Source organism: Hahella sp. NBU794 (assembly GCF_050749805.1).
Taxonomy (GTDB): domain Bacteria; phylum Pseudomonadota; class Gammaproteobacteria; order Pseudomonadales; family Oleiphilaceae; genus Hahella.
In genome coordinates this window covers 3,785,142-3,808,372 of sequence record NZ_CP192738.1, presented here as the reverse complement: position 1 = coordinate 3,808,372, position 23,231 = coordinate 3,785,142, and the positions used below count along the sequence as shown (strand labels likewise).

Genomic DNA, 23,231 nt, shown 5'->3' with positions numbered 1-23,231 from the left:
CAAACCGGTTTTTGTTGCTATAGCTAACTCATTAACAAATATAGATATTTCTTTTAAAGGTTGCGGTTCAGCGTGTGGCCTCTACGACAGGCAAACTGTCGACAAACTGCTCAAAACTGACGATTTTTTCCTGCTTCAACGTCCACAGATGCATGACCCGGGCGGTGAAGTGTTTACCGCTCTGTTTATGGACCCCGGAATAACTTCCATAGGCCGCGACTTTGTCATCCTGCGCGATGTAGCCTTCCACAGTGAATTGATAGTTATCCCAATCCGCCGCCAGACGCTTAAATACATTCTCAACAATCGCTTCGGGGCCAATGTACGTGCCGGCATAGGGAAACCCGGCGGCTTCCGTCCATCTGACATCTTCCGCCAGGTGCTTCAACAAATTACGGCCATTTTCCTCTGAATTGGCGCCTTCATACGTGCTTTTGATGATATCGAGATTGGTCATAAACCCTCCGCCTGTATTCTGGGTTAATCGGTATGAATTTAAATCAGGGGAGGGAGTTTAAATTGCACAAAAGAGAGGAAAAACCGGGGAATCGTCAATTCACTGTTGCGTAGAGTGAGCAGGTAATGCACGTTAGTTATGTTTAAACAGAGTTCATGCTCCGTGTAGCCCCAAAATCTATGGCCTTGATTGTACGTAGCTTTGAATGCCTTCCCTTATTGACGTGACAAATGAGTAGAATGCTGTTTGTTTATGCGGACGTCCTGCTTCTGTAAGAGACTCGAACATGCGGCGGCGCAGTCCTTTGGGCAGCTCTATCTGAACGCCTTTTTTCATCAAGGTGCGATTACAGATATTTCTTGGGTCTACACCTTGCAGGCGTTCATGTCTTGTGACGTTAAAGTTGTATGCGGTTAGGCTTCTACTTAAGTGCCTTCGCAGCTCCTCATCTAAACCACCAATATATACATCCTCTTTGTTGCTTGCCTCACCGTGTATAGCTATGGCTGTTTTGCATATTGAGAGAAGCTCTATTGCCAGAGGCTCATCGAAATTCGTACTGGTAATGTGAAGGTCTTTGTTACTTCTGTCCTTGATTCCCTCGAAAAGATAATAGGGACAATCTTCGTCAGCGATGGCTATGACAAGTTCTGATGTGCCAAGTTCAATCTTGCCAGCGTGAGGACCTATTATGGCAACCGGATGTTCACGTTTTACGACCTTAACTAAGAAATCTCGTCCCTCTTGCTGTGATTTTGATAGCTCTTCGTAGCAATTATATGTATCAGTCATAGAGGTATGGATATTTCCAACTGTTTTGGGAAGGATAGCCCAGAATGTCGGGGTTGGGAGGAAAGAAAGTCATTCCTCCCTTAATAAAATCACTCACCTACATGCACAGAAAAACCCGTCGCCTGCGGCGCGATTTCTGGTTGCAGCGTCAGCTCTGGAATCCGGTAAGCGCCTTTGTTTTGTTGGCGATAGGGGATGGGTGGAGTGCTCCAAAGAGTGTCGAGTCGCTGTCCGAGTTGGTCGCAGATGTTGGAGAATGTGTCGTCATCGGTGCGGCTGGTGCGATAGACGACGAAGGGCGGCAGCACGTCAAAGCCGGGATAAAACAAGACGCCGTGCTGGATGGGGAACAGAATGTCGTCGATGGGGCCGTTAATGCCTCGCGGGCTGTAATGGGATTCCCAGCCTCCTGCCGTGACGATCAACATGGCGCGTTTTCCCGCCAGGGTTCCTTCTCCGTAGCGGTCGCCCCAGTGGGAGTCTGAATGCTCTCCCACGCCATAGGCGAAACCGTAGGCGTACACGCGGTCGATCCAGCCTTTTAAGATGGCGGGCATGGAGAACCACCATAACGGGAATTGCAGAATGACGGCGTCAGCCCAGAGCAGCTTCTGTTGCTCCGCTTCGATGTCTTTGCTCTGAGCGCCATTCTCGAAGGCGCTTTTGGAATCCATAGACGGATTAAAGCGGTCTTGCGGATTCCGCGCAGTGTTGTCCTGAGTATCCAGCGCTGCTTTCCAGTTCATTGCATACAAATCAGAAACCTGAACCTCATGACCCGCGTTTTCGAGGCGGCGGACAGCAAAGTCTTTGATTGAACCATTCAAGGATTTTGGCTCTGGATGGGCGTAAACCAGTAGAACTTTCATTACAGCTCCTTACGTAGCGTGAAGATTGTGTTCACTCAGAATAAGGAGTGCTAAGGTATTGCTGAAATGAATTTCTGAAATTCCAGGTATTGTTGTGATTAATTTCCATAGATTGGATTTAAACCTTCTGCTGACGCTGGATGTGCTGCTCACGGAGCACAATGTGACTCGAGCGTCAGAGCGGCTGCATCTGTCCCAGCCTTCCGTCAGCATCCATCTCGCCAAATTACGGGAATACTTTGACGACCCGCTGCTATTGCCAGGTCCGAGGGGGATGCGTCCCACGGCGAGAGCGGAAGAGCTGCGCGAGCCGCTGCGTCTGGCGTTGGCGTCTTTGGCTGAGGCCGTTGCGCCAACTCGCGACTTTGACCCTTCTGTTGCGAGTCATACTTGGCGCATCGCGGCTTCGGATTACAGCGAGTCAACCGTTTTACAGCCGGCATTGCCCGGTTTACGTGAGGTCTCTCCTTATTCAAGGCTGGCGGTGCTGGATATCGTGCCGGCCATGCTCGCCCGACAGGCGGAGAGAGGGGAGGTTGACCTGATCTTTCACACGACGGAGGACGCGCCGCGAGGATTACATCAACAGGCGCTGTTTCAAGAGCGCTACGTGCTGGTGGGGCGCGCAGGACATCCAAAACTCAAGCGCAAGCCGACGCTCAATCAGTTCTGCCGACTGGAGCATGTCATTGTCTCCAAAGATGGAGGCGGATTTTATGGCGCTACGGACGAACAGCTGGCGAAGTCCGGCTTGGAGCGTCGCGTTGTACTCTCCGTGCCTCACTTCCTGTTTCTGAGAGAAGTCATCGCCACCTCGGACCTGGTGGCGATGCTGCCCTCGCGACTTGTCGCCGACAACGACAAATACCGCGTCGTTGAACCTCCTGTGGAGATACCGGGGTTCGAAATGTCCATGTTCTGGCACGAACGCTCGCACAGAGACCCTGCGCATGAGTGGTTGCGGGAGCATTTCGCCAGGGGATCGGAGGGTACAATTTAGTGATGACAATTACTTCGTTATTAATAGGTTAGAGACACTTGGGTAAAGACGCCTTACTAAGTAGTGAAAGGGCGCGTAGCGCCCTTTTTGCGGCGTATGTTGACTAGTTGCGCTGTGGAAACACTCCGTCTAGCGCAATGCAAAATGGTATGGACAGAAAGGGCTGTTTATTTTCATGTCCTGCCGATGCGCCAGTGACTGCAAGCATCTGGTTAGACATGGTAACCAGCGTACCCAAAGGAGGCTGCTTGTAGTCTGGCTGGACGTCACCTCCCTGATACGCAAATAACTGGTTTCCGGGCTCAGGTGTGGTTCCTGCGCTGGTCACCGCGCTTAACGTATGATTATGAGAGGGAATTTGACTGGATGTCAGCTGGATCGTAGAGTTGCCGCCGCTTTGACCAGGTTGGTATCCACTCAGCCCAGTCCCTGTTCCCCAAGCGATAGTGGCGCGTCCCTGCAAGTTTGGAAGACCGAAATTAGTCGCGCCATTTCCTCCGTAAAGAGTGCCAATGACGGCATATAACCCAGGGTTTTGGCTAATTGGATATATTTGTCCGCTACAGTACGCCCAGTTTGCAGGTGCGAATTGATAGGTGAACATGCGGATTTCGCCGTAAAACGGGTCAGACATGGCTCCTTGCTCCTATATTTAGTTGCGGGTCGGGTATGTTCCGTTCATGGAAATTATAAAAGCCAGTGCGAGATAGGGCATGATGTTAGAGTGTGCTCCATCTCCGCTGTTGTTGCCGATTGCTTGCGGCGATAAGGTCGTAATGCTTGTCGGGTCTGTCGTCGTTGTATAGAAACTGACGTCTGTGACTCCTGTCACTTGGTTCGACGGACTGACATTCGTCGTCACTGCGTTGTTAGACGCCTGCAGGGCGTGCGTATGAGAAGGGATATTCGCCATGGTCAGCGTCACCGTTTCCGTACCCGTGACGCTGCCCAATGGTCGAGGGGTCAATCCCGACCCGGTTCCAGTGTGAATGGGCGCGCGCCCTCGCATGTCCGGTAGCGCAAAACTTACTGTTCCGTCTCCTCCGTAGGCTGTTCCCAGCAGGCTGTATAGAGCGGACTGCTGAGCAATGGTAAGGACTTGTCCGTTACAAAAGCTCCACTGCACCGGAACAAAAGGTCCTGCGAACATTCTGATTTCACCAAGAAAAGAATCTGACATGATGCATCTCCTTTGCTGTGACTAGTTGCGTTGAGGGTATGCGCCGGATAACGCGATACAGAAATTAATCGTCAGCGACGGCTGCATGTTAGCGTGAGGCGTTACGCTGCCGCTGCTTCCGCCGTTTGAGCCAATCGCTTGCGAGTTCATTGTGGTCAGATTGTCTGCAGAGCAGTAAATATCTGGTGTTTCAGCGAATATGCGGTCGTTTTTGGGGCCGCCTTTATCCGCAGGAGACGATGAGGCGTAAACGGGGTGGATATGAGCCCCCATGGTGGACTCAGTAATAGTGACTTGCTCTAATCCGCCGGTGACGCCTACTTGGGAGGAATATGACGCGCCGAGGTGAACTGGCGTTCGTCCACGAAGATCTGGTAGCGCATAGGTTGATGTGCCGTTTCCACCAAAGAAAGTGCCAATGAGAGAATACAATGCCTGGTTTTGGGTGATTTGTTGGATCTGGCCATTGCACTGCGCCCAGCTTTCAGGTGGAAAGCCAAATCCCATCATGCTTATTTGTCCGATATACGGAGTCATCGAGGCGTCTCCTTGTTTGATCCTTGTACAGCCCTGCTGCGCCGACAGGACGTCAGCCAACAGGTTGGTATCGAGAGTACTAAACAGCCGGAATGGTCTGCATTTAAGGAAATGCGTAAAGGGAAGATTAGTTGACGTTTTTTTAAGCAGCAAGAAAGTCAGACTCAGGCATGTTCAAGCGCTGGTTACTACGTTTTCAAAATGCATGTTGATATCGCCCCCTATCTCCCATTCACACTCTCACCCACTTTATTTCTTTTTTGCTCACGGCTTGCGAAATACCTGAGTGCTCTATACTTGATCATATTCTGAACACAATAAAAATCAGGTCGAGATGGATTGGAAATCCTCTTCGGAGAGAGGTCATATCTCGGTCCAGGGTTGGGAGACAGTATCTATTTCATGGAAAGCCAGGTTCACTTCATTGCAGGATTGCCCCGGTCGGGGTCTACGCTTTTATCCGCTATTCTCAGACAAAATCCCCGTTTTTACGCTGCTATCAGCAGCCCGATTTGCGCGCTGATGAGTGGATGTCTGGAGCAGATGGGCGCGGAGTCGGAGTTCTATACGCTGTTTGACGAAAACCGGCGCCGGCTGATCTGCAGGGGGATTTTTGACGCCTACTATCAGCCGAATGCGGACTATGCGTTGATTTTCGACACCAATCGCATGTGGCCCGCCCGTCTGCATCAATTGGTGGAGCTGTTCGATAACTTCAAAGTGATCTGCTGTGTGCGTAATCCTGCGTGGGTCATGGACAGCTTTGAAAGGGTGTGTCGCTCCAATCCGTTTGAATACAGTCGCATGTTTAATCCGCAGAGCCGACAGACCGTTTATACGCGATGTGAAGCGCTCGCCGCGGAAAGCGGTTCGGTCGGCATGGCGTTAACGGCGCTGAAAGAAGCGTTCTATGGCGAGTTGTCCGACCGGCTGTTATTGATCGATTACGATCTGTTGACCCAATACCCCCAGAAAACCATATCTCTCCTGTATCAGTTCATTGAGCAGCGAGAATTTCCCCATGATTTCGACCACGTTGAATTCGACGCCGATGAATTTGATCACGCAATCGGCGTAAAAGGTCTGCACCGGGTGAAGAAGAAAGTGGAGTTTCGCCCCAGGCCCAGCATTTTGCCTCCCGATCTTTTCAAGAAATACAGTGAGCTGGCGTTTTGGCTTGATACCTCCGGGACCAATGCGAGTTGCATCGCGCCCAAGCAATAGCAGCGTCAGGCGAAGACTTATGGATAACACGGACATCTGCGATGTCCGCTAGCGAGTCAGACTTATGAATAGATTTCTGCTGAATGGATTAACCTCTGTCTTTGTTTCCCTGGGACTGAGCGGCGCTTCACATGCGGGCTTGGGCGCAGGCGGTGGGTATTCCTATCAGGGCGGACGGCGGGGAAGTTCTGGCGGGGCCTATGCCGGATTGCTGGCGCAGGGTTCTGCTGCGGCGCTGCCTGTCGGAAATGCGTTGTCGGCGGGATGGGAGCGCACTCCCGCGCCACGCTCAACGGCTGACGAACTGGAGCTGGCCAACGCCACGGCGACCAAAGAGCTGGTGATTATCGACGCCGCCGTGCCTGAGAAGCATCGAATCTATGAACAGCGGGCGGCGGGCGTGGCGTTTGAAGTATTGCGCGAGGGAGAAAGTGGTCTGGCGCAGTTAACGGCGATTCTGTCTCGCTATCGCAACCTTGAGGCCCTGCATATCTTTTCCCATGCTCAGGATGGGGCACTTTACCTCGGCGACTCTGTGGTCAACAAGGAGGCGCTAAGCCAGGAGATCAACACGCTGGCGTCCATGGATCGGGCGATGAAGGATGGCGCGGACGTCATGTTTTATGGCTGTAATCTGGCGCAGAGTGAAAAAGGGGAGGCGTTGCTGGAGCTGGTGTCCGCAGCCGCTCATGTGGACGTTGCCGCCTCCAACGATCTCACTGGCGCGGAAGGACTGGGCGGCGATTGGGACCTGGAAATCAAAAAAGGCGACATCAAAACCAGGCCGCGTTTCGACTCTATCGCGATGGTGGATTACACCTCGATATTGCCATTCAGCGGTACGCTGGCCCTGGGCAATATGCCGACAGGTTACGCCAACGCCAAAAGCTACACGATCAGCGGCACCTCATACACTATCAAAGTTAAATCCGGCGGCAGCGGCTCCAAAGATCTGTACAACTACAACACCGGGTATGTCTACGTTTCCACTAACACGTCTTTGCAAACCACGACCAGCGTTTATTTCACCGGCGGCGAAACCTTCAGTCTGAGCAGCATCTATATCTATCAAGGCTTTGGCGCCCCTACCAAAACGATCAGGATCACCTCCAGCAAAGGCGGAACCCAGGATTCATCCGGCCCGGTCAGCGCCAGTTCGGGAACCACGATCAGCTTTTCCGGCGCGCAGTGGACGGACATCACCAGCTTTACGATCCAGTATGCCGACAGCACCACCATGCACTGGGTGAAGCTGGATAATATCGCCCTCACCAACCTGCAATCCGGGAAAGATTCCGACGGAACCCTGACCGCCTCCGCCGTCGTCACGGAACCTGTGGGGTTAAGCTCCACCGTGGACACAGCCGGGGAGGCGGTGAATCTGTTCGACTTCACCCTGACGGATGGCGGAGGTGGGGATGGCCTGCCCATGACCGTCAGTCAGGTCGTCCTGAATGTCACCGGCACCAGCTCGGATACAGAGCGAGGCAATATTATCTGGCGACTGAACGGAAATGACGCCAGCTTCGTCGCCGGCAGCTACAACGGCGCCTCGGACACCGTCACTTTTTCCAGCCTGAGCATTTCCGTTGCGGACAATAGCAGCGAAACTTACACAGTCAGCGGCTATTACGGGACCCCCACAGGGTTAACCGAAGATCACACCATTATTCTCAGTGTGGATGGCGATAGCGATCTTGTGGTGGGGGCATCCGGCACGCAGATGGCGAGCGGTCAAAGCGCTGTCACCAATGGTTCCGGCACAACGTTGGATATCACCGCGTCCAAGCTGACGTTTTCGACGCAGCCAGCGGGCTCCACCTCAGGTTCAGCGCTGACCACGCAGCCGGTCGTGGCTGCGACGGATATTTTCAGCAACGTGGATGTGGATTACGCCAGCGACATCAGCCTGTCGGAATCCAGCAGCGGCGTTTTGTCTGGAACCACCACGCAGACCCCTGTCAGCGGTGTGGCCACTTTCACAAACGTGGCCTACACCGCCACTGCAGACCAGGAAAACTTCGCTTTGACCGCCGCCGCTTCCGGGCTCAGCGATGGGACCTCCAGCACAGTCACCTCGGATGTGGTGGCGACCCAGTTGATATTTTCCACGCAGCCGGCGCCGACCAGTATTGATAGCGGCTCTTCCACCAGCTTTACCACCGTTCCGGTAGTGCAGGCGGTGGATGGCTCCAGTACGTTGGATGTCGGCTATAGCACGGATATCGTCCTTAGCGTGACGGACCCCAACGATGGCGTATTGGATGGGACCGTCAACAGCATGTCGGGAACCGGCGATGGCGACGGTTCTGGAACCACGGTAACGCTCACGCCCAGCAGCGGCTCCGCCACTTATACCAACCTGGCGTTGCAGTACACTAATGGCGGGGCCACCGATACCATTGCGCTCAAAGCCACCTCTGGCGGGTTGAGCAGCGCGAACAGCTCCTCCATCACCTCCACCACCAACAACGCTCCCGTCATCTCCAATCTAAACGGCGACTCCGTCTCCTGGGCTGGCGTAGGCGCAACCGTGAATCTCGACTCCGGCGGCGACGCCAGCGGCAGCGATACGGAGCTGGATGCGCTCAATGGCGGCAATGGAGACTATTCCGGCGGAACCTTGACCGTGCAGCGGGTCGGCGGCGCTGTTACCAGCGATCTGTTCGGGTTTGACACCAGCAGCGGCGCTGCGTTTTCGGTCAATGGGAGTGATTTGCAATCCTCGGGGCAAACCTTCGCTTCATTTACCAACGCCAATGGCGTCCTGTCGATCACGTTTAACAGTTCCAGCACTGCCGCGACGACGGCGCTGGTGTCGGACGTCATGAGCCGGGTCACCTATCGCAATGATACGCCTGGAGGAGACGCCTCGGTCCGCTTCACCTTAAGCGATGGCTCCAAATCCACCACTGCGGACGCCACCGTGCAGTCCGACAGCATCTACATCACCAACACCACGGATACGGCCTCTATTGATCAGACCGATGGCGTAAGTTTCAGCGAAGCCATCGCCATCGCCAATGCGGACGGAACCGGCACTCAAACCCTGATTCTCGCCAGCACCATGGCGGGGCAGACGATATCCGCCACATCCGCTTCCAGTCTGGCGGAGAGCCTGACTCTGGATCTGGATTCAGCCACCGGCGCGACTATCTCCGGTGGAACGCTGACCCTGGGCGGCGGCGTCACGCTGACAATGAATAATGGCAGCGGCGATACTGGGTCTATCGGAACCATATTTGCGGGAACCGGCAGCCTGAGCAAAACCGGTGCGGGCACGCTGACGCTGACTGGAACTCAGACTTACAGCGGAACCACCACGATCAGCGCAGGCGCGCTCAGCATAGCGTCCGACAGCAATGTGGGAAGCGGGCAGTTGGTGTTGAACGGAGGGACGCTGACGGTGACTGGATCGACCACGATCAACAACGCCATCAATGTCGCGGCGGACAGCACATTCAGCGTCAGCAACAGTGTCACTGCCTCCGGCTTGTTGTCGGGTTCCAACGCACTGACGAAAACCGGCGCGTCAACGCTGACGTTGTCGAATACGGGGAACTCTGCTTCTTTCAGCGGCGCGATCACTGTCTCGGCGGGAACGCTGGCGGTTTCCAGTGACGGCAATCTCTCCAGCGGCGCCATTACGCTGGATAGCGGTACGCTGAACCTGACCGGCGCAACCTTTACCGTTGATAACGCCATCTCCCTTGGGGCCGGAGGCGGTACAGTCGGGGCGGTAAGTGGCGCCAAGGTCCTGTCCGGCGTCATTTCAGGAAGCGGAAGTTTCGCTAAAACCGGCGGTCCTGCATTGACTCTATCGGCAACCAACACCTTCTCCGGCGGAGCCACGGTTAGCGGTACAAACGGTTTAAGCGTCACAGATAGCTCTAATCTGGGATCAGGCAGTGTGACGCTAAACAGCAGCAGCCTTTTGACTGTGACAGGGTCTGGCGTAACTATCTCCAACAATCTGGTCATGGGTGGCGACGCTACGCTAAGCAACGCCAACGATATTACCTGGTCCGGCGTAATCAGCGGCTCCAGCTCCCTGACCAAATCCGGAGCAGGAACATTGACGCTGTCCGGCGCCCAGACCCAGACAGGCGGGCTTAACGTCACCGCAGGAAGCGTCAGTATCGCCGGAGACAGCAACCTTGGGTCAGATACATTGACGCTGGATGGTGGCTCACTCATTGTGACCGGCTCCGGGGTAACTATCGACAACGCTCTCAGTCTAGGGGCCAGCAATGGGACGATCAGCCATGCCAACGCGTTAACCTGGTCCGGCGTGATCAGCGGCTCAGGCGGACTGACTAAAACCGGTGCGGGAACGCTGACGCTGAGCGCAACCAACACCAATACCGGGTCCATTGCGCTGTCCGCTGGAACCATGGATGTCAGCGGCGCGGTCGGAGGCGCAGTCAGCGTCGCCAGCGGAACCACATTACAAGGCGAGGGCTCCATCAGCGGTCTGGTGACCGTGAACAGCGGCGGTACGCTGCAGATAGGAAGCTCCCCCGGCGATCTCACCCTGGGTAACGGCCTCACCGTAAACAGCGGCGGCACATTGGTTACCCGCATCAACGGAACCTCCGCCGGCTCCAGCTATGATCAATACAATGTCACCGGTACAGTGACCCTGGGCGGAACCTTGAGCGTCATTGGCAGTTACACCGGCAGTGGCGGCGACAGTTTCGTGATCATCAATAACGACGCCAGCGACGCGGTCAGCGGCATTTTCAACGGGCTGTCGGAAGGGGATAAATCCACGACGCTAAATGGCCTGCCGCTGACTGTGAGTTATCTCGGCTCCAGTGGCAACGACACCACGCTTTCCATCGTGGCGCCCACCGTCACCGACGCCAAGATTTCCATTTCTGGCGGCTCTGGAACCAGCGGCGCATATAAAATTGGCGATACCGTCACCGCCACCTGGGATGACACGGGCTCCGGCGATAACAATGGCGATATCACTGGCGTAACTGTTAACTTCTCCGCATTCGGCGGCGGCTCTTCTGTTGCCGCCAGCAATTCGGCGAATTCCTGGACCGCGACCTACCTGATAACGTCCGGCTCCATTGACGGAACCAACCTGAATGTATCCGTCACGGCGACGGATGTAGACGGTCTCAGCAAAACCACATCTGACACCACCAACGCGACGGTGGACAATGTCGCGCCGACGGTGACTTCCGGCAATATCTCCCTGTCAGGCGGCTCTGGAACCAGCGGCGCGTACAAAACTGGCGATATCGTTACCGCCATCTGGAACAATACCAGCGGCGGAGAGAATAACAGCGACACTATCAGTGGCGTGAGCGTCGACTTCTCCGCCTTTGGCGGCTCTTCCGTCGCCGCCAGCAACATCTCTAACACCTGGACGGCGACCTACACCATTCTCTCCGGCGCCATCGACGCGACAAACCAGAATGTCACCGTCACCGCTACCGACAATGCCGGCAACACCAAAGCCACCGCCGGCGCGGATAATGTCACGGTGGATAATGTTGCGCCGACACTGACCGACGCCAAGGTCTCAATCTCGGGCGCTACCGGAACCAGCGGCGCCTACAAGATTGGCGATATTGTCACGGCAACCTGGAACGACACCGCTGCGACGGGGGACAACAATAGCGACACCATTAGTACTGTGACCGTGAACTTCACCGCCTTTGGCGGCGGGGCCTCAGTCAGCGCTTCCAACAGCAGCGACACCTGGACGGCGACCTACACCCTGGTCGCCGGGGCTATCGACAGCAGTAATCTGAATATCTCCGTGACCGCTACGGACAACGCGGGGAACACCGCCTTCGTTTCGGACACCAGCAATGCGACCGTGGATACCCAGGCGCCGACAGTTTCCTCCGTTACCTCGTCAACCGCCAACGGGTCTTATAAAGCGGGAGATGGCGTGTCTATCCAAATCCTGTTCGACCAATCCGTGTTCGTCTCCGGCACGCCGCAATTGCAGTTAGAAACCGGCGCAACCGATCAAAACGTCAATTACGCCTCCGGTTCCGGCGGCTCTACGTTGAATTTCGCCTATACCGTGCAGTCCGGCGATACCAGTACGGATCTGGATTACACAGGAACCGGCGCGCTTGGCCTGAATGGCGGGTCTATTGTCGATGACGCAGGTAACGAAGCGACCCTGACTTTGGCCACTCCTGGCGCGACGAATTCCCTGGGCGCCAACAAAGCGCTGGTGATTGACACCACGGCGCCGACTCTGAGTTTGATCACGCCGGTTACGACGCCGACCAATGACAATACGCCCAATATCACCTTCAGCACAGATGAAGCAGGAGCGCTCAGTCTGGGCGGCAGTTGCGGCACCAGCAGCTCATTAAATCTCGGCAGTACCGGCAATCACAGCATTACGCTGACGCAGACCGACAACAGCAGCGCGTTGTCGGATGGAACCTATAGCGACTGTACCGTTACCGTCACTGACGCGGTCGGCAACGCCAGTACGGCATTGGCGATTACGGCGTTCACTGTGGATACCACAGCGCCCAGCGGTCATAGCGTCAGCTTTGACGACGGCACAATTAACGCCAGTGAAGCCGCCAGCCAAAGCTTTACTTTCGCCAGTGCGGAGGTGGGCGCGAGCTATAGCTACAGCATCAGCAGCTCTGGCGGCGGAACGACGGTTAGCGGAAACGGAACCATCGCCAGCGCCAGCCAGCAAATCACCAGTCTGGATCTGAGCGGACTTGCTGACGGAACCCTGACTCTGTCGGTCATTTTGACGGATACCGCCGGCAACGCCGCAACGGCTGTCACTAATACCGCAGCGCTGGATACAACAACGCCCAGCGGACACAGCGTCAGTTTTGACGATGGGACAATCAACGCCACGGAGGCCGCCAGTCAGAGCTTCACTTTCGCCAGTGCGGAGGTGGGCGCGACATTCAGCTATAGCATTTCCAGCTCAGGTGGTGGAACCAACGTGACAGGAAGCGGCTCACTCACCAGTGCGACGCAGCAGGTGACCGGGGTGAATGTGAGTGGACTCTCCGACGGGACATTGACCCTGTCTGTGGTGGTCACTGACGCCAGCGGCAACGCCGCTACCGCCGTAACCGCCAACGCCACGCTGGATGCGACGGCCCCGACGCTGGCGGAAACCACCGCCGTGTTGACGCCGACCTCCGACACCACCCCGAATGTAGGTTTCTCCACTACCGAGGCGGGAACCCTGGCGGTGGGCGGTAGTTGCGGCAGCGCAGCGGAAGGCGCCGTGCCCTCGGGAACTCAGACAATCACGTTGACAGGGACGGATAACAGCAGCGTCCTCGCGGATGGAACCTATTCCGATTGCACGCTGACAGTGACTGACGCCGCCGGCAACGCCAGTGCGGCGCTGACCCTGACCAGCTTCACGGTTGACTCCACCGCGCCCTCCGGGTTCTCGGTGGCCTTCAACGATACGCTTATCAACGCCAGTGAGGCTAGCGCGAGCACCTTTGTATTTACCTCCGGCGAAACGGGTTCAGAGTATAACTACAGCGTGACGTCCAGTGGCGGAGGAACCGCCGTGACTGGCTCCGGAACCTTGAGCAGCGCAAGCCAGAGCATCACTCTCGCCAGCCTGTCCGGACTGAGCGATGGTTCGTTGACGCTGTCCGTAACGTTGACGGATGTCAGCGGCAACGTCAGCGCCGCGCAGACCGCCGCCGCCACACTGGACTCCACGGCGCCGACTCCGAGTCTCAGCAGCACGGCGTCTGACCCGACCAATGCGGCGTTCACTGTTTCCATAAGCTTTGGCGAGTCTGTCAACGGCTTCGTGGTCAGCGATATTGTCGCCGGCAACGCCAGCCTGAGCAGTTTCACTGACAATGGCGGCGGCAGCTACAGCGTGACGGCGACGCCATCCGCAGATGGAACCGTCACCCTGGATATCTCCGCCAGCGTGGCTCAGGACACCGCCGGCAACGCCAACACGGCGGCGACGCAGTTCAGCATCGTCTACGACGGCACAGCGCCGACGCCGGTGATCAGCTCCTCCGCCAGCAATCCAACTAACGCTGCGTTCTCCGCCACCATCGCATTCGGCGAAACCGTGAGCGGATTTGCAGTCAGCGATATCGTCGCCGGCAACGCGAGTTTGAGTGGGTTTACCGATAACGGTAGTGGTAACTACAGCGTCACGGTTACACCGACCGCGGATGGTTCCGTCACCCTGGATATCGCCGCCAGCGCGGCCCAGGATACCGCTGGCAATAATAGCGCGGCGGCGACTCAGTTCAGCCTCAGTTACGATGGCAGCGGGCCCACGTTGAGCAGTTCAACGCCGGCCAACGGCGCTGTGGATGTGGAATATAACGCGACCCTGTCCTTGACCTTCGATGAGGATGTAGCGACAGGCAGCGGGTCTGCGACACAGATCAGCCTCTATCGCTCCGCCGACGATGGGCTGGTGGAAGCGATTGAAGTCAGCTCTTCTCAGGTGGTTATCAGCGGCGCTACAGTCACTGTTGACCCGACGGATAATTTCACGCCAAACCAGGGCTACTATGTGCGCATCGGCGCGGAAGCATTGACCGATACTCTGGGCAACGCCTACGCCGGCTTGACCAGCGGATTGTCTTTCACCGTCGGCAACCATGTTCCGGAAGCAACGGCGGATACGGCGACGACGGATGAAGATGTCGCCGTTTCCATCAAGGTGCTTAACAACGACACGGATGAGGACAGCCAGATCAACCCAGCCAGCGTTCTCGTGACTGCCGCCCCGAGCCATGGCGTCGCCAAGGTGAGCGTAGCCTCAGGTGTCGTCGTCTATGAGCCCGAGGCTGACTATAACGGCGCCGACAGCTTTAGCTATACCGTGGAGGATGTGCATGGCGGGGTTTCCGCTGCGGCCTTGGTGTCCATTACGGTAGGGGCGGTCAATGATGCGCCGATAGCGGTGGCGGATGTCGCAGCTACTAATACAGGCGCGCCTGTATCCATAGATGTCGCCGCTAATGATACCGATATTGATGACGCGGTGGATGCGACCACGCTGACGATTGTCGCCACGCCTTCACAGGGCGCTGCGGTCGTAAACGCAGGTAAGATCGACTACACGCCGGTTGCTGGTTTTAGCGGTAGCGACAGTTTCTCCTACACAGTGAAAGACGGGCAGGGGGCTTTGTCGAATGTGGCGATAGTCATCGTCAACGTAAATGGCTCCAACGTCTTGCCAAATGCCGCCGATGACAGTGCGACGACGGATGAGGATACGGCCGTCGATATTGCTGTGCTGGATAACGACACCGATTCTGACGGCGTGTTGCAAGCGTCCACCGTTACGCTTATAGCGAACGCGTCTCACGGCGCCGCAACGGTTAACGCCACTACCGGCGTCATACGTTATGAGCCCGAAGAGAATTATCATGGCGCGGACAGCTTTACCTACATTGTGAAGGACAACGGCGGCTCTGCTTCCAATATCGCCACGGTCGCGGTGACGGTTAACAGCGTCAATGATGCGCCGGTCGCGAAGAATGATGCAGCGAGAATATTGGAAGTCAGCGCGCATGCGATCAATGTATTGGCCAATGACATGGATGTGGATGGAGTCTTGCAGCCCGCGACGGTGGAAATCGTGGCGGCGCCATTGCATGGCGTCGTTAATATTAATGTCAGCACTGGCGCTGTCAGTTATACGCCGTCCTCGACATTTAGCGGAACGGATCAGTTCCAATATCGTGTGAAGGACGACAGCGACGCCTTGTCGAACACCGCCACCGTGACGCTGACTACCGGCTCCTTGAATGACGCGCCGCTCGCCAATAACGACAGCGCAACTACCAATGAAGACACCGCCGTAGTGATCGAGGTGCTGGATAACGACCAGGATGTGGACGGCGTACTGGACGCCTCCGCCATCAGTATCGAAAGCGCGCCAGGCAAAGGCGCGGTGACGGACAATGGCGACGGCACTTTGACCTACACGCCCAACGCCAATGTGTTCGGCTCCGACAGCTTTGAGTACAGCGTGAAAGATGACGCAGGCGACAGCTCCAACAAAGCCACGGTGACTATCGCGATTGCGCCGGTCAACGATGCCCCGACGATCAGTGGAACGGCTACGGCCTCAATTTTGGAAGGGCAGGCCTACAGCTTCACTCCGACGCTGGTTGATGTAGACAGCGGCGCACTGACGGTGACCGCGACGAACCGTCCGAGCTGGCTGAGTCTGAACGCAACGACGGGCGCATTGACTGGAACGCCTGCTGTCGGCAGCGCCGGCGTCTACAGCGGCATTGTCCTGAGCATCAGTGATGGACAGGCCTCTGCGTCCCTGGCGGCGTTCAGCATCACCGTCATTGGCGACAACGATACAGATGGCGTCGCCAACGATGTCGATACGGACGACGACAACGACGGCATGAGCGACAGCTTCGAGTTGCTATATGGCTTTAATCCTTTCGACAGCAGCGATGCCGCTGGAGACCTGGATGGAGACACCATCAGCAATTATCAGGAGTTCGTGGACAACACCAACCCGAACGACGCCAACGATTACGTCGATATTACGCCGCCGGTGGTGGTCGCGCCGGAAGACATCACTATCGACGCGATCGCGTTGTATACGCCGGTTACTTTGCGGAAGATGCTGGGGCTGTCATCCAATGCTTCGGACGCCGATGTGGAAGCCATGCTTGCGGTATTGGCGACGGACAATGTGGATGGCGACGACTGCTGCAGCGTGCGGGCGCAGGGGCTGTTGAACAATACAGTATTGCTGCCGCCGGGACGTAATCTCATCACCTATCGCGGCGTGGACCGTAAAGGTAATGCGGCGACCGCCACCCAGGTCGTCAACATTCGGCCGCTGGTGTCGGTGAATAAGGATCAGATCAGCGTAGAGGGCGCCACCGTACAGTTCAGAGTGATTCTGAATGGACAGTCGCCGTTCTATCCGCTGACGATTCCTTACGTCATCGACAGTCTGAGCACCGCTTCTTCCAGCGATCATAATCTCGTCGACGGCAGCGTCACCTTCACCAAGTCCGGCAATATCGGGCAGACGGAGGCCAGCGTCAGCATTGCGCTTACCGCCGACAGCATTACGGAGAATGATGAACGCCTGATTATTCGTCTGGATGACCGCACCACCAATGCGGAAGATCTGGCGGGCGGTTACGATCCGACCAATATCTATGACATCAACGCCGGCGCGAAAATCAGGCATGTCATCACCATTGTTGAACGCAATGTGGCGCCTGACGTCACGCTGCGCCTGCGTCAAAACGGTGTGGACACCATTCAGGTCACCCCTGACGGAGGGCCGGTAACGGTTGTTGCGACGGTCACTGATCCGAACCCGGGCGACACGCACACCTACAACTGGAGCGCCACGGACAACGCCCTGGTGGATACAGATGGCAACGCCAGCAACGCTCAACTGGTGTTCAGTCCCGCCAGTCTCGCCAGCGGTCGCTATAAAGCGCAGCTGACCGTCGCGGACGCCAGCAACGCCACTGATGAAGCCAAGTTGTATTTCCGGGTAGTTGCAGCGCTGCCAACGCTCGACCCGACGGTAGATACGGACGGCGATGGCGTGAATGACGCGGAAGAGGGCGTTGCTGACGGTGACGACGATGGCATACCGGATTATCTGGATAACATCACCGCCACCAACGTACTGCCGGAAGTAGCGTCGGAAACCAGCTCTTATCTGGTGGAATGCGACCCTGGCGTGCGTTGTCGCCTGGGGCAATTCGCCATCCTGGGCTCCAACGGCGGCGCGCGGCTGGAGCCGGAAGAATTGCAGACGCTGCCAGACATTAACACGGACGATTTGTTTGAGCCCCAGGGCGGCGTGTTTGACTTCGAAGTGCATGATCTGGCCACACTGGGTCAAAGCGTTCGCGTCGTGTTGCCGCAAGACGAGCCGTTGCCGGAGGGAGGCGTCTATAGGAAATTCCAGAACAATAACTGGACGACATTTGTGGTCGACGCCAACAACGAGTTGCACTCCGCACTGGGTAATCCGGGGTATTGTCCGCCCCCGGGAGATGACAGTTGGGAAGTAGGACTGATCAGCGGATATTACTGTCTGCAATTGACCATTGAAGATGGCGGACCCAACGATGCGGATGGACTGGTCAACGCCGCCGTGGAAGACCCTGGCGTTGTGGCGGTGGACAAGCGGACGCCTTCCGACATAGATAGCGAGGGTGGCGGTTCCGGCGGCGGCGCTATTAACTGGACGCTATTGTTAGCGCTGCTGGGGCTGAGCATTCTGTCCCGGCGCTACCTGCAATTGCGCGCATCAGTCCTGGCGGCGTTTCTGATGGTCAGCCTGGGCGCGCCTGACGTCTCTCAGGCGGCGGACTGGGAGGCCATGAAGGGGCGTTTGATGGACCGCGGATACCTTGAGTTCGGCGCTTATCACGCCAGCGGCTCCCAGGAAGCGGGAGAGTTCAAACGTGGCCTGGAAAGCGAAGACGTTACAGTGAGCATCAACAACTATGACGTCTCCCGCTATGGCTACCAGTTCCTCGCTGGCTATCGCTATCACCCCTACATGGCAGCGGAAATCGGCTTTCTGGATCTCGGCAACGTCAAAGTCAGCATGAGCGCCAGCGCGCTGACCTCGGAAGCGCTCAAAAACGCCGTTGAAAAGCACTATCCCGTCAGCGGTTCCGGTTGGACGCTCTCCAACCGCTTCCTATGGCCCGTGCGAGAACAAATCACTCTCTCAGCGGAAGTCGGACTGTTCCTCTGGGAAGGCGACATCCAACTCAGCGGCGCCGACATCAATCCCGACCTCAAAGGCGACACCGACCCCATACTGGGCCTTGGCCTCAACTACCGCCTCCACAAAAACATCGACGCCTCCATACGCCTGAAACGCGCATTCTTCGATGGCCAGCATGTGGATTTGATGGGAGTAGGGGCGGTATGGCGGTTTAAGGGGTATTGATATATCTCCACAAGGCTTGCGAAGCTCCGAATGCTATTTTCGGAGCTTTCATGTCATCACAGACTGCTGGAAAAGCTCCAGGGTATTGGCGTAAAGAGCGCGCGCCCTTGATTCTTACCACGGCGTGATAGTGGAGGTGAGATTCACCTCCCGGTGAACAATCTTCTATCTGAAATAATCACGGCTTTACTTCATGAGGGCTAATGTTTGCTTGCCTTCTACTAGAAATTCTTTAGCTTTCGCAAAGATGGTTTAATCTCCCCCCATCAGGAGATGGCATAGGCGAAAGTTGAGGAAAAGAAATGACCGCAACCAGACAAGGCTTGAGGATCAAGGCTTCTAAAATAGATCCGGCTATTCGTTCTGCATTTACAAAGTTCGCCAAATGGCTGAGGCAACGCTATAGCTTTCCAGTTAGAGTGCCTGTTTATCTGCACGATAAAGAGTTTGTTATAAGCAAAAATAAAGAGTCCTGCGTTTCTATATTTTTTGCCCCTTACAGTAATGATGTTGAACCATACATCAAAATAGCCGTAGGCGATTATTCTGTCCTGTTAAGCGAGCACGGGAGGGACGAGGCGCTATTCACATTGTTGTACTCAATGTCAGTGGAAGTACTCAAATACCAGAAATGGTTGGTCGATAATAATGGGTTGGATTCTTATGACGCGACCGATGATGCGACTGAATTACTTTCCGAATACGTGACTTTTAATGATACGCCATAGCGTATTGGTTGATAGTGGTTGATTTTTATCGATGTCCTAAAAGTCACTCCAATAAGGGCGGGTTTGGGCGCCTGTATGTATGGAAAAAGAGCTGAAAAGGAAAAATGACAGGTGAGCAAAACAGGTTAGGCGGATGCTAAAAAAGCTGTTTGGAAAGCTAATGACCGGCAAAGGGCCTGATTTTACAGTAAGAAATACCAAGGTATGCCATATCGGCGGCTATGAGTTACGTTTTACGTTGCCGGGTAATGTTTACATGCCCGGTACACCAAGAGATGCGCTGCCTTCTCAAGTGAACTTGAAATCAGACTATTTTGAGCCGTATTCGACAGAAAAGCTAAATAGGACTTTTATTCAAGTTGCATTTGAATGGTGGGCCTATAAGGGAACGATTGTTCAAGGTGATCTTGGTCAATTAGGAAAGTTATGCTTAACAATGGATGTTAACAAGATTGAGTCCCACTCCTCTGTAAAGAAAGATGATCTTGATTCTTTCACTCAGTATTTAAAGGAAGACTATTGGCGCTACTATGAAGCTGAGGATGGCGTTAATCAGGAAGTCAGGCGCCGGTTTGCAAAAAATGGAATGGACCCTGATGACGTTCCCAGTCAGTTTCTGGTGCAAATTCCCAATGAATATACACAGGAGAAAATAAACGGCGTTACTTGGCTTTCTTATAGCTTGACTGGTGAAGGAACGGCGGGGTTACGCAACTCATACTACTGGGCGGTTCCTCTTAGTGACGACTATTATTTGACGGTCTCTTTTGACATGACCTTTGAGCAAGGCGATAAGGATGATCGTCTACATAGAATGCTGGATGATGCTCGCAGGATCATGTCCGCCGTTGAGCTGCGTGAATAAAGCAGCGCCCTAATAAGTGGAGCGGCGGGCGGCGTAATCCGATAACTATGCTTGCTCACTGAGGTGGTAAAACAGGTTGCGGTGTTGTGATGCAAACTATTCGAGTGAAGTTCTGTTGAGCCAATTACGATTTACGCTCCACCAAAGCCGCCTCCCGACAAACCTCTAATAACGATCCCGCCAGTTCTTCATCATTAATCGCCCGGGCGATGGCCATGCCGCCGATCATGACGACGGCTGTGCGCAGGGCTTGTTGTTCCGATGCGGCGTCTTCCGGGTTCAGGTGTTGTTGTAGGGCGTTGACGAAGCCTTTGAAAACTCGGGTGTAGGTGTCGCGTACTTGCTCTTCTCGCTGCGCGATATCGGTGGTGAGGAAGGCCAGTGGGCAGCGGACTTGCTCTCCCTGGCGATGTTCCAGGCTCAGATAGCCATTGATCAATGCCTCTAGTTGTGGCGGCTGATTCTCGTCGGGGTGCAACATGGCTCGGCCCTGCAGGGCCGAGGTGACGATCGCCTCTGCGTAAAGCTGAGTCTTGGAGGAGAAGTGGGCGTAGAAGGCGCCGCGGGTCAGGCCGGCGTCGGCCATGACGTCGTTGATTCCGACTTTGTCGTAGCCGTTGAGGGCGAACAGTCGCGCTGCGCTGTCCAGAATTCGCTCTCGGGTTTGTTGCTTGTGCTCGGGGCTCCAGGGCATATCGCGCTCGCTCCAGGGAAGGTTCAGTGGGAAATCACAGAGTAAGTTAATCAAAAAATATGTTCTTGATCATATTGTGTTGAAGGCTAGCATGTTGTCGGACACTAACAAAGACAGGAAATTCGATAATGAGCGCACAAGTACATATTTTTGGACCGCAATTCAGCACCTTTGTTCGTACCGTCATGTTGTGCTGCGAGGAAAAAGGCGTTTCCTATAGCCATGGCTTCAGCATCAATGGCGAAGAGGTTGAGTACAAAGGCGAGCAACACATCAAACTCAATCCCTTCGGTAAGGTGCCGGTGTTGATTCATGGCGACCGTAAACTGTACGAAACAGCCACCATTTGTCGCTATCTGGACGCGCAGTTCGACGGGCCCGCATTGCAACCGGAAGACCTGTATCAGCGGGCGCTGGTGGATCAATGGTCCGCGGCGATCTCTTTGTACGTCGACCAGGCGATTGTGCGCGAGTATCTGACGGAGCTGGCGTTTCCTAAAGGCGAAAACGGTGAAGTGCGTTGGAATAAGGTGTCTGAGGCGCAGCCCAACGTCATCAAAATGCTACAGATAGTAGCGGCTCAATTGGGCGACGCTGCGTTTATCTGCGGCGAGCAATACACTATCGCCGACGCCCTGATCACGCCTATGCTGGATTATCTTTCCAACCTGCCGCATGTCGCTGAATTGATAGCGCCAGATTCAACGCTAAGTGCTTATGTCGGGCGCATGAGACAACGCCCAGCCGCCAAAACCGTGCTGACAGCGATGGCGCGATAGACCAGTAACTTTGCAGTAAGACGCGACGCCTTAAACGGGGAGTGAATGTTCCCGGGTTCTGGCGTCGTTGTCATTATGAAGGGCTCAGTATGAATGACTTAGTCGTTCCGCCGGGCGGATCGCGGACTATACTCAAGGAGGAGGCCAAAATAGAAACTGCAGGACGGAATAGTGAGGAGGCGCAGGATGCTGACAAAGACTCACACAACCACCATATTCCTGTTGGCGACGATCTTATCTCTCTCCGCGTCAGGCGCAGATAAAACAGTCACGCTCACCAATGGCGAATGGTCGCCTTATACCTCAGAAACCCTCAGGCATGGCGGGGTGTTTACGCATATCGTCACCGAAGCTTTCGCGCTGTCGGAATATAAAGTGGAATATCAATATCATCCCTGGAAACGCAGCTATCAATTGGCGCAGGAAGGGAAAGCCGATGGTTCGTTGACCTGGGCTCCCACGCCAGAGAGGGAGCGGGACTTTATTTTTTCCGACGCCGTCACCTATAACAAGAAGGTGATATTCCACCTGAAAAGTTTTGATTTTGACTGGAAAAACATCGATGACCTGGTCGGGCTGCGTATTGGCGGTACTGACGGCTACACCTACGGCGAAGCGTTTGATAATGCGGCCAGGGCGGGACGGATATCTGTGGAATATGTCGTTTCCGACAAGCTGAATATACGAAAGTTGCTGGCGGGTCGGATTCAGATTTTCCCCATGGAGATTGAAGTCGGTTATTCCCTGATCAGTCAGGAGCTATCGCCGGTGCAAACCTTACTTATCACGAATCATCATCGCCCGATAATGGAAACGCCTATCTGCGTCGCCATTTCCCGAAAGATTGATCCTGACCGAGCGAAACTGATACTGAAAGCCCTCAATGACGGCCTGGAAAGTCTCCGAAACTCCGGGCGTTACGAAGAAATGCTGTGGCAGTCCCGCATCGGAAAATACCGGCTTAAGAACAATACCCGTTCTCCTGGTGAAAGCGTTGAGATTCCTGGGCTGTCAAAAAATGGAGACAGACTGAGTGGACGAGTGGCGGCGGCTTTATAAACTGATCTAGCGCTTTTGGCGGATATTAAAAGCGTGCGACTTTCCCATAGAATCAAGCCTCATCAGTAAGAATTACTCCTTCAAATTAAACTGTTTAAAGTGTTAAGGATAATCGC

14 protein-coding genes are annotated in these 23,231 nt (G+C 55.2%); 7 read left to right on the top strand and 7 right to left on the bottom strand.

The window, feature by feature from the left end:
* Positions 1-67: 67 nt before the first annotated feature.
* The 3 genes from ACQYWX_RS16835 to ACQYWX_RS16825 form a co-directional block, all read right to left on the bottom strand.
* Positions 68-457, bottom strand: a complete 390-nt coding sequence (locus ACQYWX_RS16835) for a nuclear transport factor 2 family protein (RefSeq protein ID WP_431685647.1) — start codon at positions 455-457, stop codon at positions 68-70.
* Positions 458-634: 177 nt separating this feature from the next.
* On the bottom strand, positions 635-1,249 hold the full coding sequence (locus ACQYWX_RS16830) for a poly-gamma-glutamate hydrolase family protein (protein WP_431685646.1): 615 nt from the start codon (positions 1,247-1,249) through the stop codon (positions 635-637).
* A gap of 89 nt (positions 1,250-1,338) precedes the next feature.
* Complete coding sequence (locus ACQYWX_RS16825; RefSeq protein ID WP_431685645.1) at positions 1,339-2,118, bottom strand: NAD(P)H-dependent oxidoreductase; 780 nt, start codon at positions 2,116-2,118, stop codon at positions 1,339-1,341.
* A 94-nt stretch (positions 2,119-2,212) separates the two neighbouring features.
* On the opposite strand from ACQYWX_RS16825, the gene ACQYWX_RS16820 reads away from it, so the two are divergent.
* Complete coding sequence (locus ACQYWX_RS16820) at positions 2,213-3,118, top strand: LysR family transcriptional regulator (protein ID WP_431685644.1); 906 nt, start codon at positions 2,213-2,215, stop codon at positions 3,116-3,118.
* Between the two features lie 103 nt (positions 3,119-3,221).
* Here ACQYWX_RS16820 and ACQYWX_RS16815 read toward each other — a convergent pair whose 3' ends face one another.
* From ACQYWX_RS16815 to ACQYWX_RS16805, 3 genes are read right to left on the bottom strand one after another with little or no spacing between them, the layout of a single operon-like run.
* Entirely contained in the window at positions 3,222-3,752 is a 531-nt protein-coding gene (locus tag ACQYWX_RS16815; RefSeq protein WP_216738200.1) for a phage tail protein, read from the bottom strand.
* 18 nt (positions 3,753-3,770) lie between these two features.
* On the bottom strand, positions 3,771-4,298 hold the full coding sequence (locus ACQYWX_RS16810; RefSeq protein ID WP_216738199.1) for a tail fiber protein: 528 nt from the start codon (positions 4,296-4,298) through the stop codon (positions 3,771-3,773).
* 21 nt (positions 4,299-4,319) lie between these two features.
* Entirely contained in the window at positions 4,320-4,835 is a 516-nt protein-coding gene (locus ACQYWX_RS16805) for a phage tail protein (RefSeq protein WP_431685643.1), read from the bottom strand.
* A gap of 402 nt (positions 4,836-5,237) precedes the next feature.
* Here ACQYWX_RS16805 and ACQYWX_RS16800 point away from each other — a divergent pair, with 402 nt between their 5' ends.
* The 4 genes from ACQYWX_RS16800 (at position 5,238) to ACQYWX_RS16785 (ending at position 20,583) form a co-directional block, all read left to right on the top strand.
* The gene (locus ACQYWX_RS16800; RefSeq protein ID WP_431685642.1) at positions 5,238-6,059 is read left to right on the top strand and encodes a sulfotransferase; all 822 of its coding nucleotides are present in this window, start codon (positions 5,238-5,240) and stop codon (positions 6,057-6,059) included.
* Positions 6,060-6,123: 64 nt separating this feature from the next.
* Positions 6,124-18,990, top strand: a complete 12,867-nt coding sequence (locus ACQYWX_RS16795; protein ID WP_431685641.1) for a tandem-95 repeat protein — start codon at positions 6,124-6,126, stop codon at positions 18,988-18,990.
* A 302-nt stretch (positions 18,991-19,292) separates the two neighbouring features.
* Positions 19,293-19,718, top strand: coding sequence for a hypothetical protein (locus ACQYWX_RS16790; protein ID WP_431685640.1), 426 nt, complete (start codon positions 19,293-19,295; stop codon positions 19,716-19,718).
* Positions 19,719-19,851: 133 nt separating this feature from the next.
* Positions 19,852-20,583: a hypothetical protein gene (locus ACQYWX_RS16785; RefSeq protein ID WP_431685639.1), complete on the top strand. Its 732-nt coding sequence runs from the start codon at positions 19,852-19,854 to the stop codon at positions 20,581-20,583.
* A gap of 124 nt (positions 20,584-20,707) precedes the next feature.
* Here the strand turns inward: ACQYWX_RS16785 and ACQYWX_RS16780 are convergent, their stop codons facing one another.
* The gene (locus ACQYWX_RS16780) at positions 20,708-21,277 is read right to left on the bottom strand and encodes a TetR/AcrR family transcriptional regulator (protein WP_431685638.1); all 570 of its coding nucleotides are present in this window, start codon (positions 21,275-21,277) and stop codon (positions 20,708-20,710) included.
* 128 nt (positions 21,278-21,405) lie between these two features.
* On the opposite strand from ACQYWX_RS16780, the gene ACQYWX_RS16775 reads away from it, so the two are divergent.
* Both ACQYWX_RS16775 and ACQYWX_RS16770 read left to right on the top strand, forming a co-directional pair.
* Positions 21,406-22,056 (top strand): glutathione S-transferase family protein, encoded by a 651-nt coding sequence (locus ACQYWX_RS16775; protein WP_431685637.1) that lies wholly within the window; start codon positions 21,406-21,408, stop codon positions 22,054-22,056.
* Positions 22,057-22,242: 186 nt separating this feature from the next.
* Complete coding sequence (locus tag ACQYWX_RS16770; protein WP_431685636.1) at positions 22,243-23,115, top strand: substrate-binding periplasmic protein; 873 nt, start codon at positions 22,243-22,245, stop codon at positions 23,113-23,115.
* Positions 23,116-23,231: the final 116 nt, after the last annotated feature.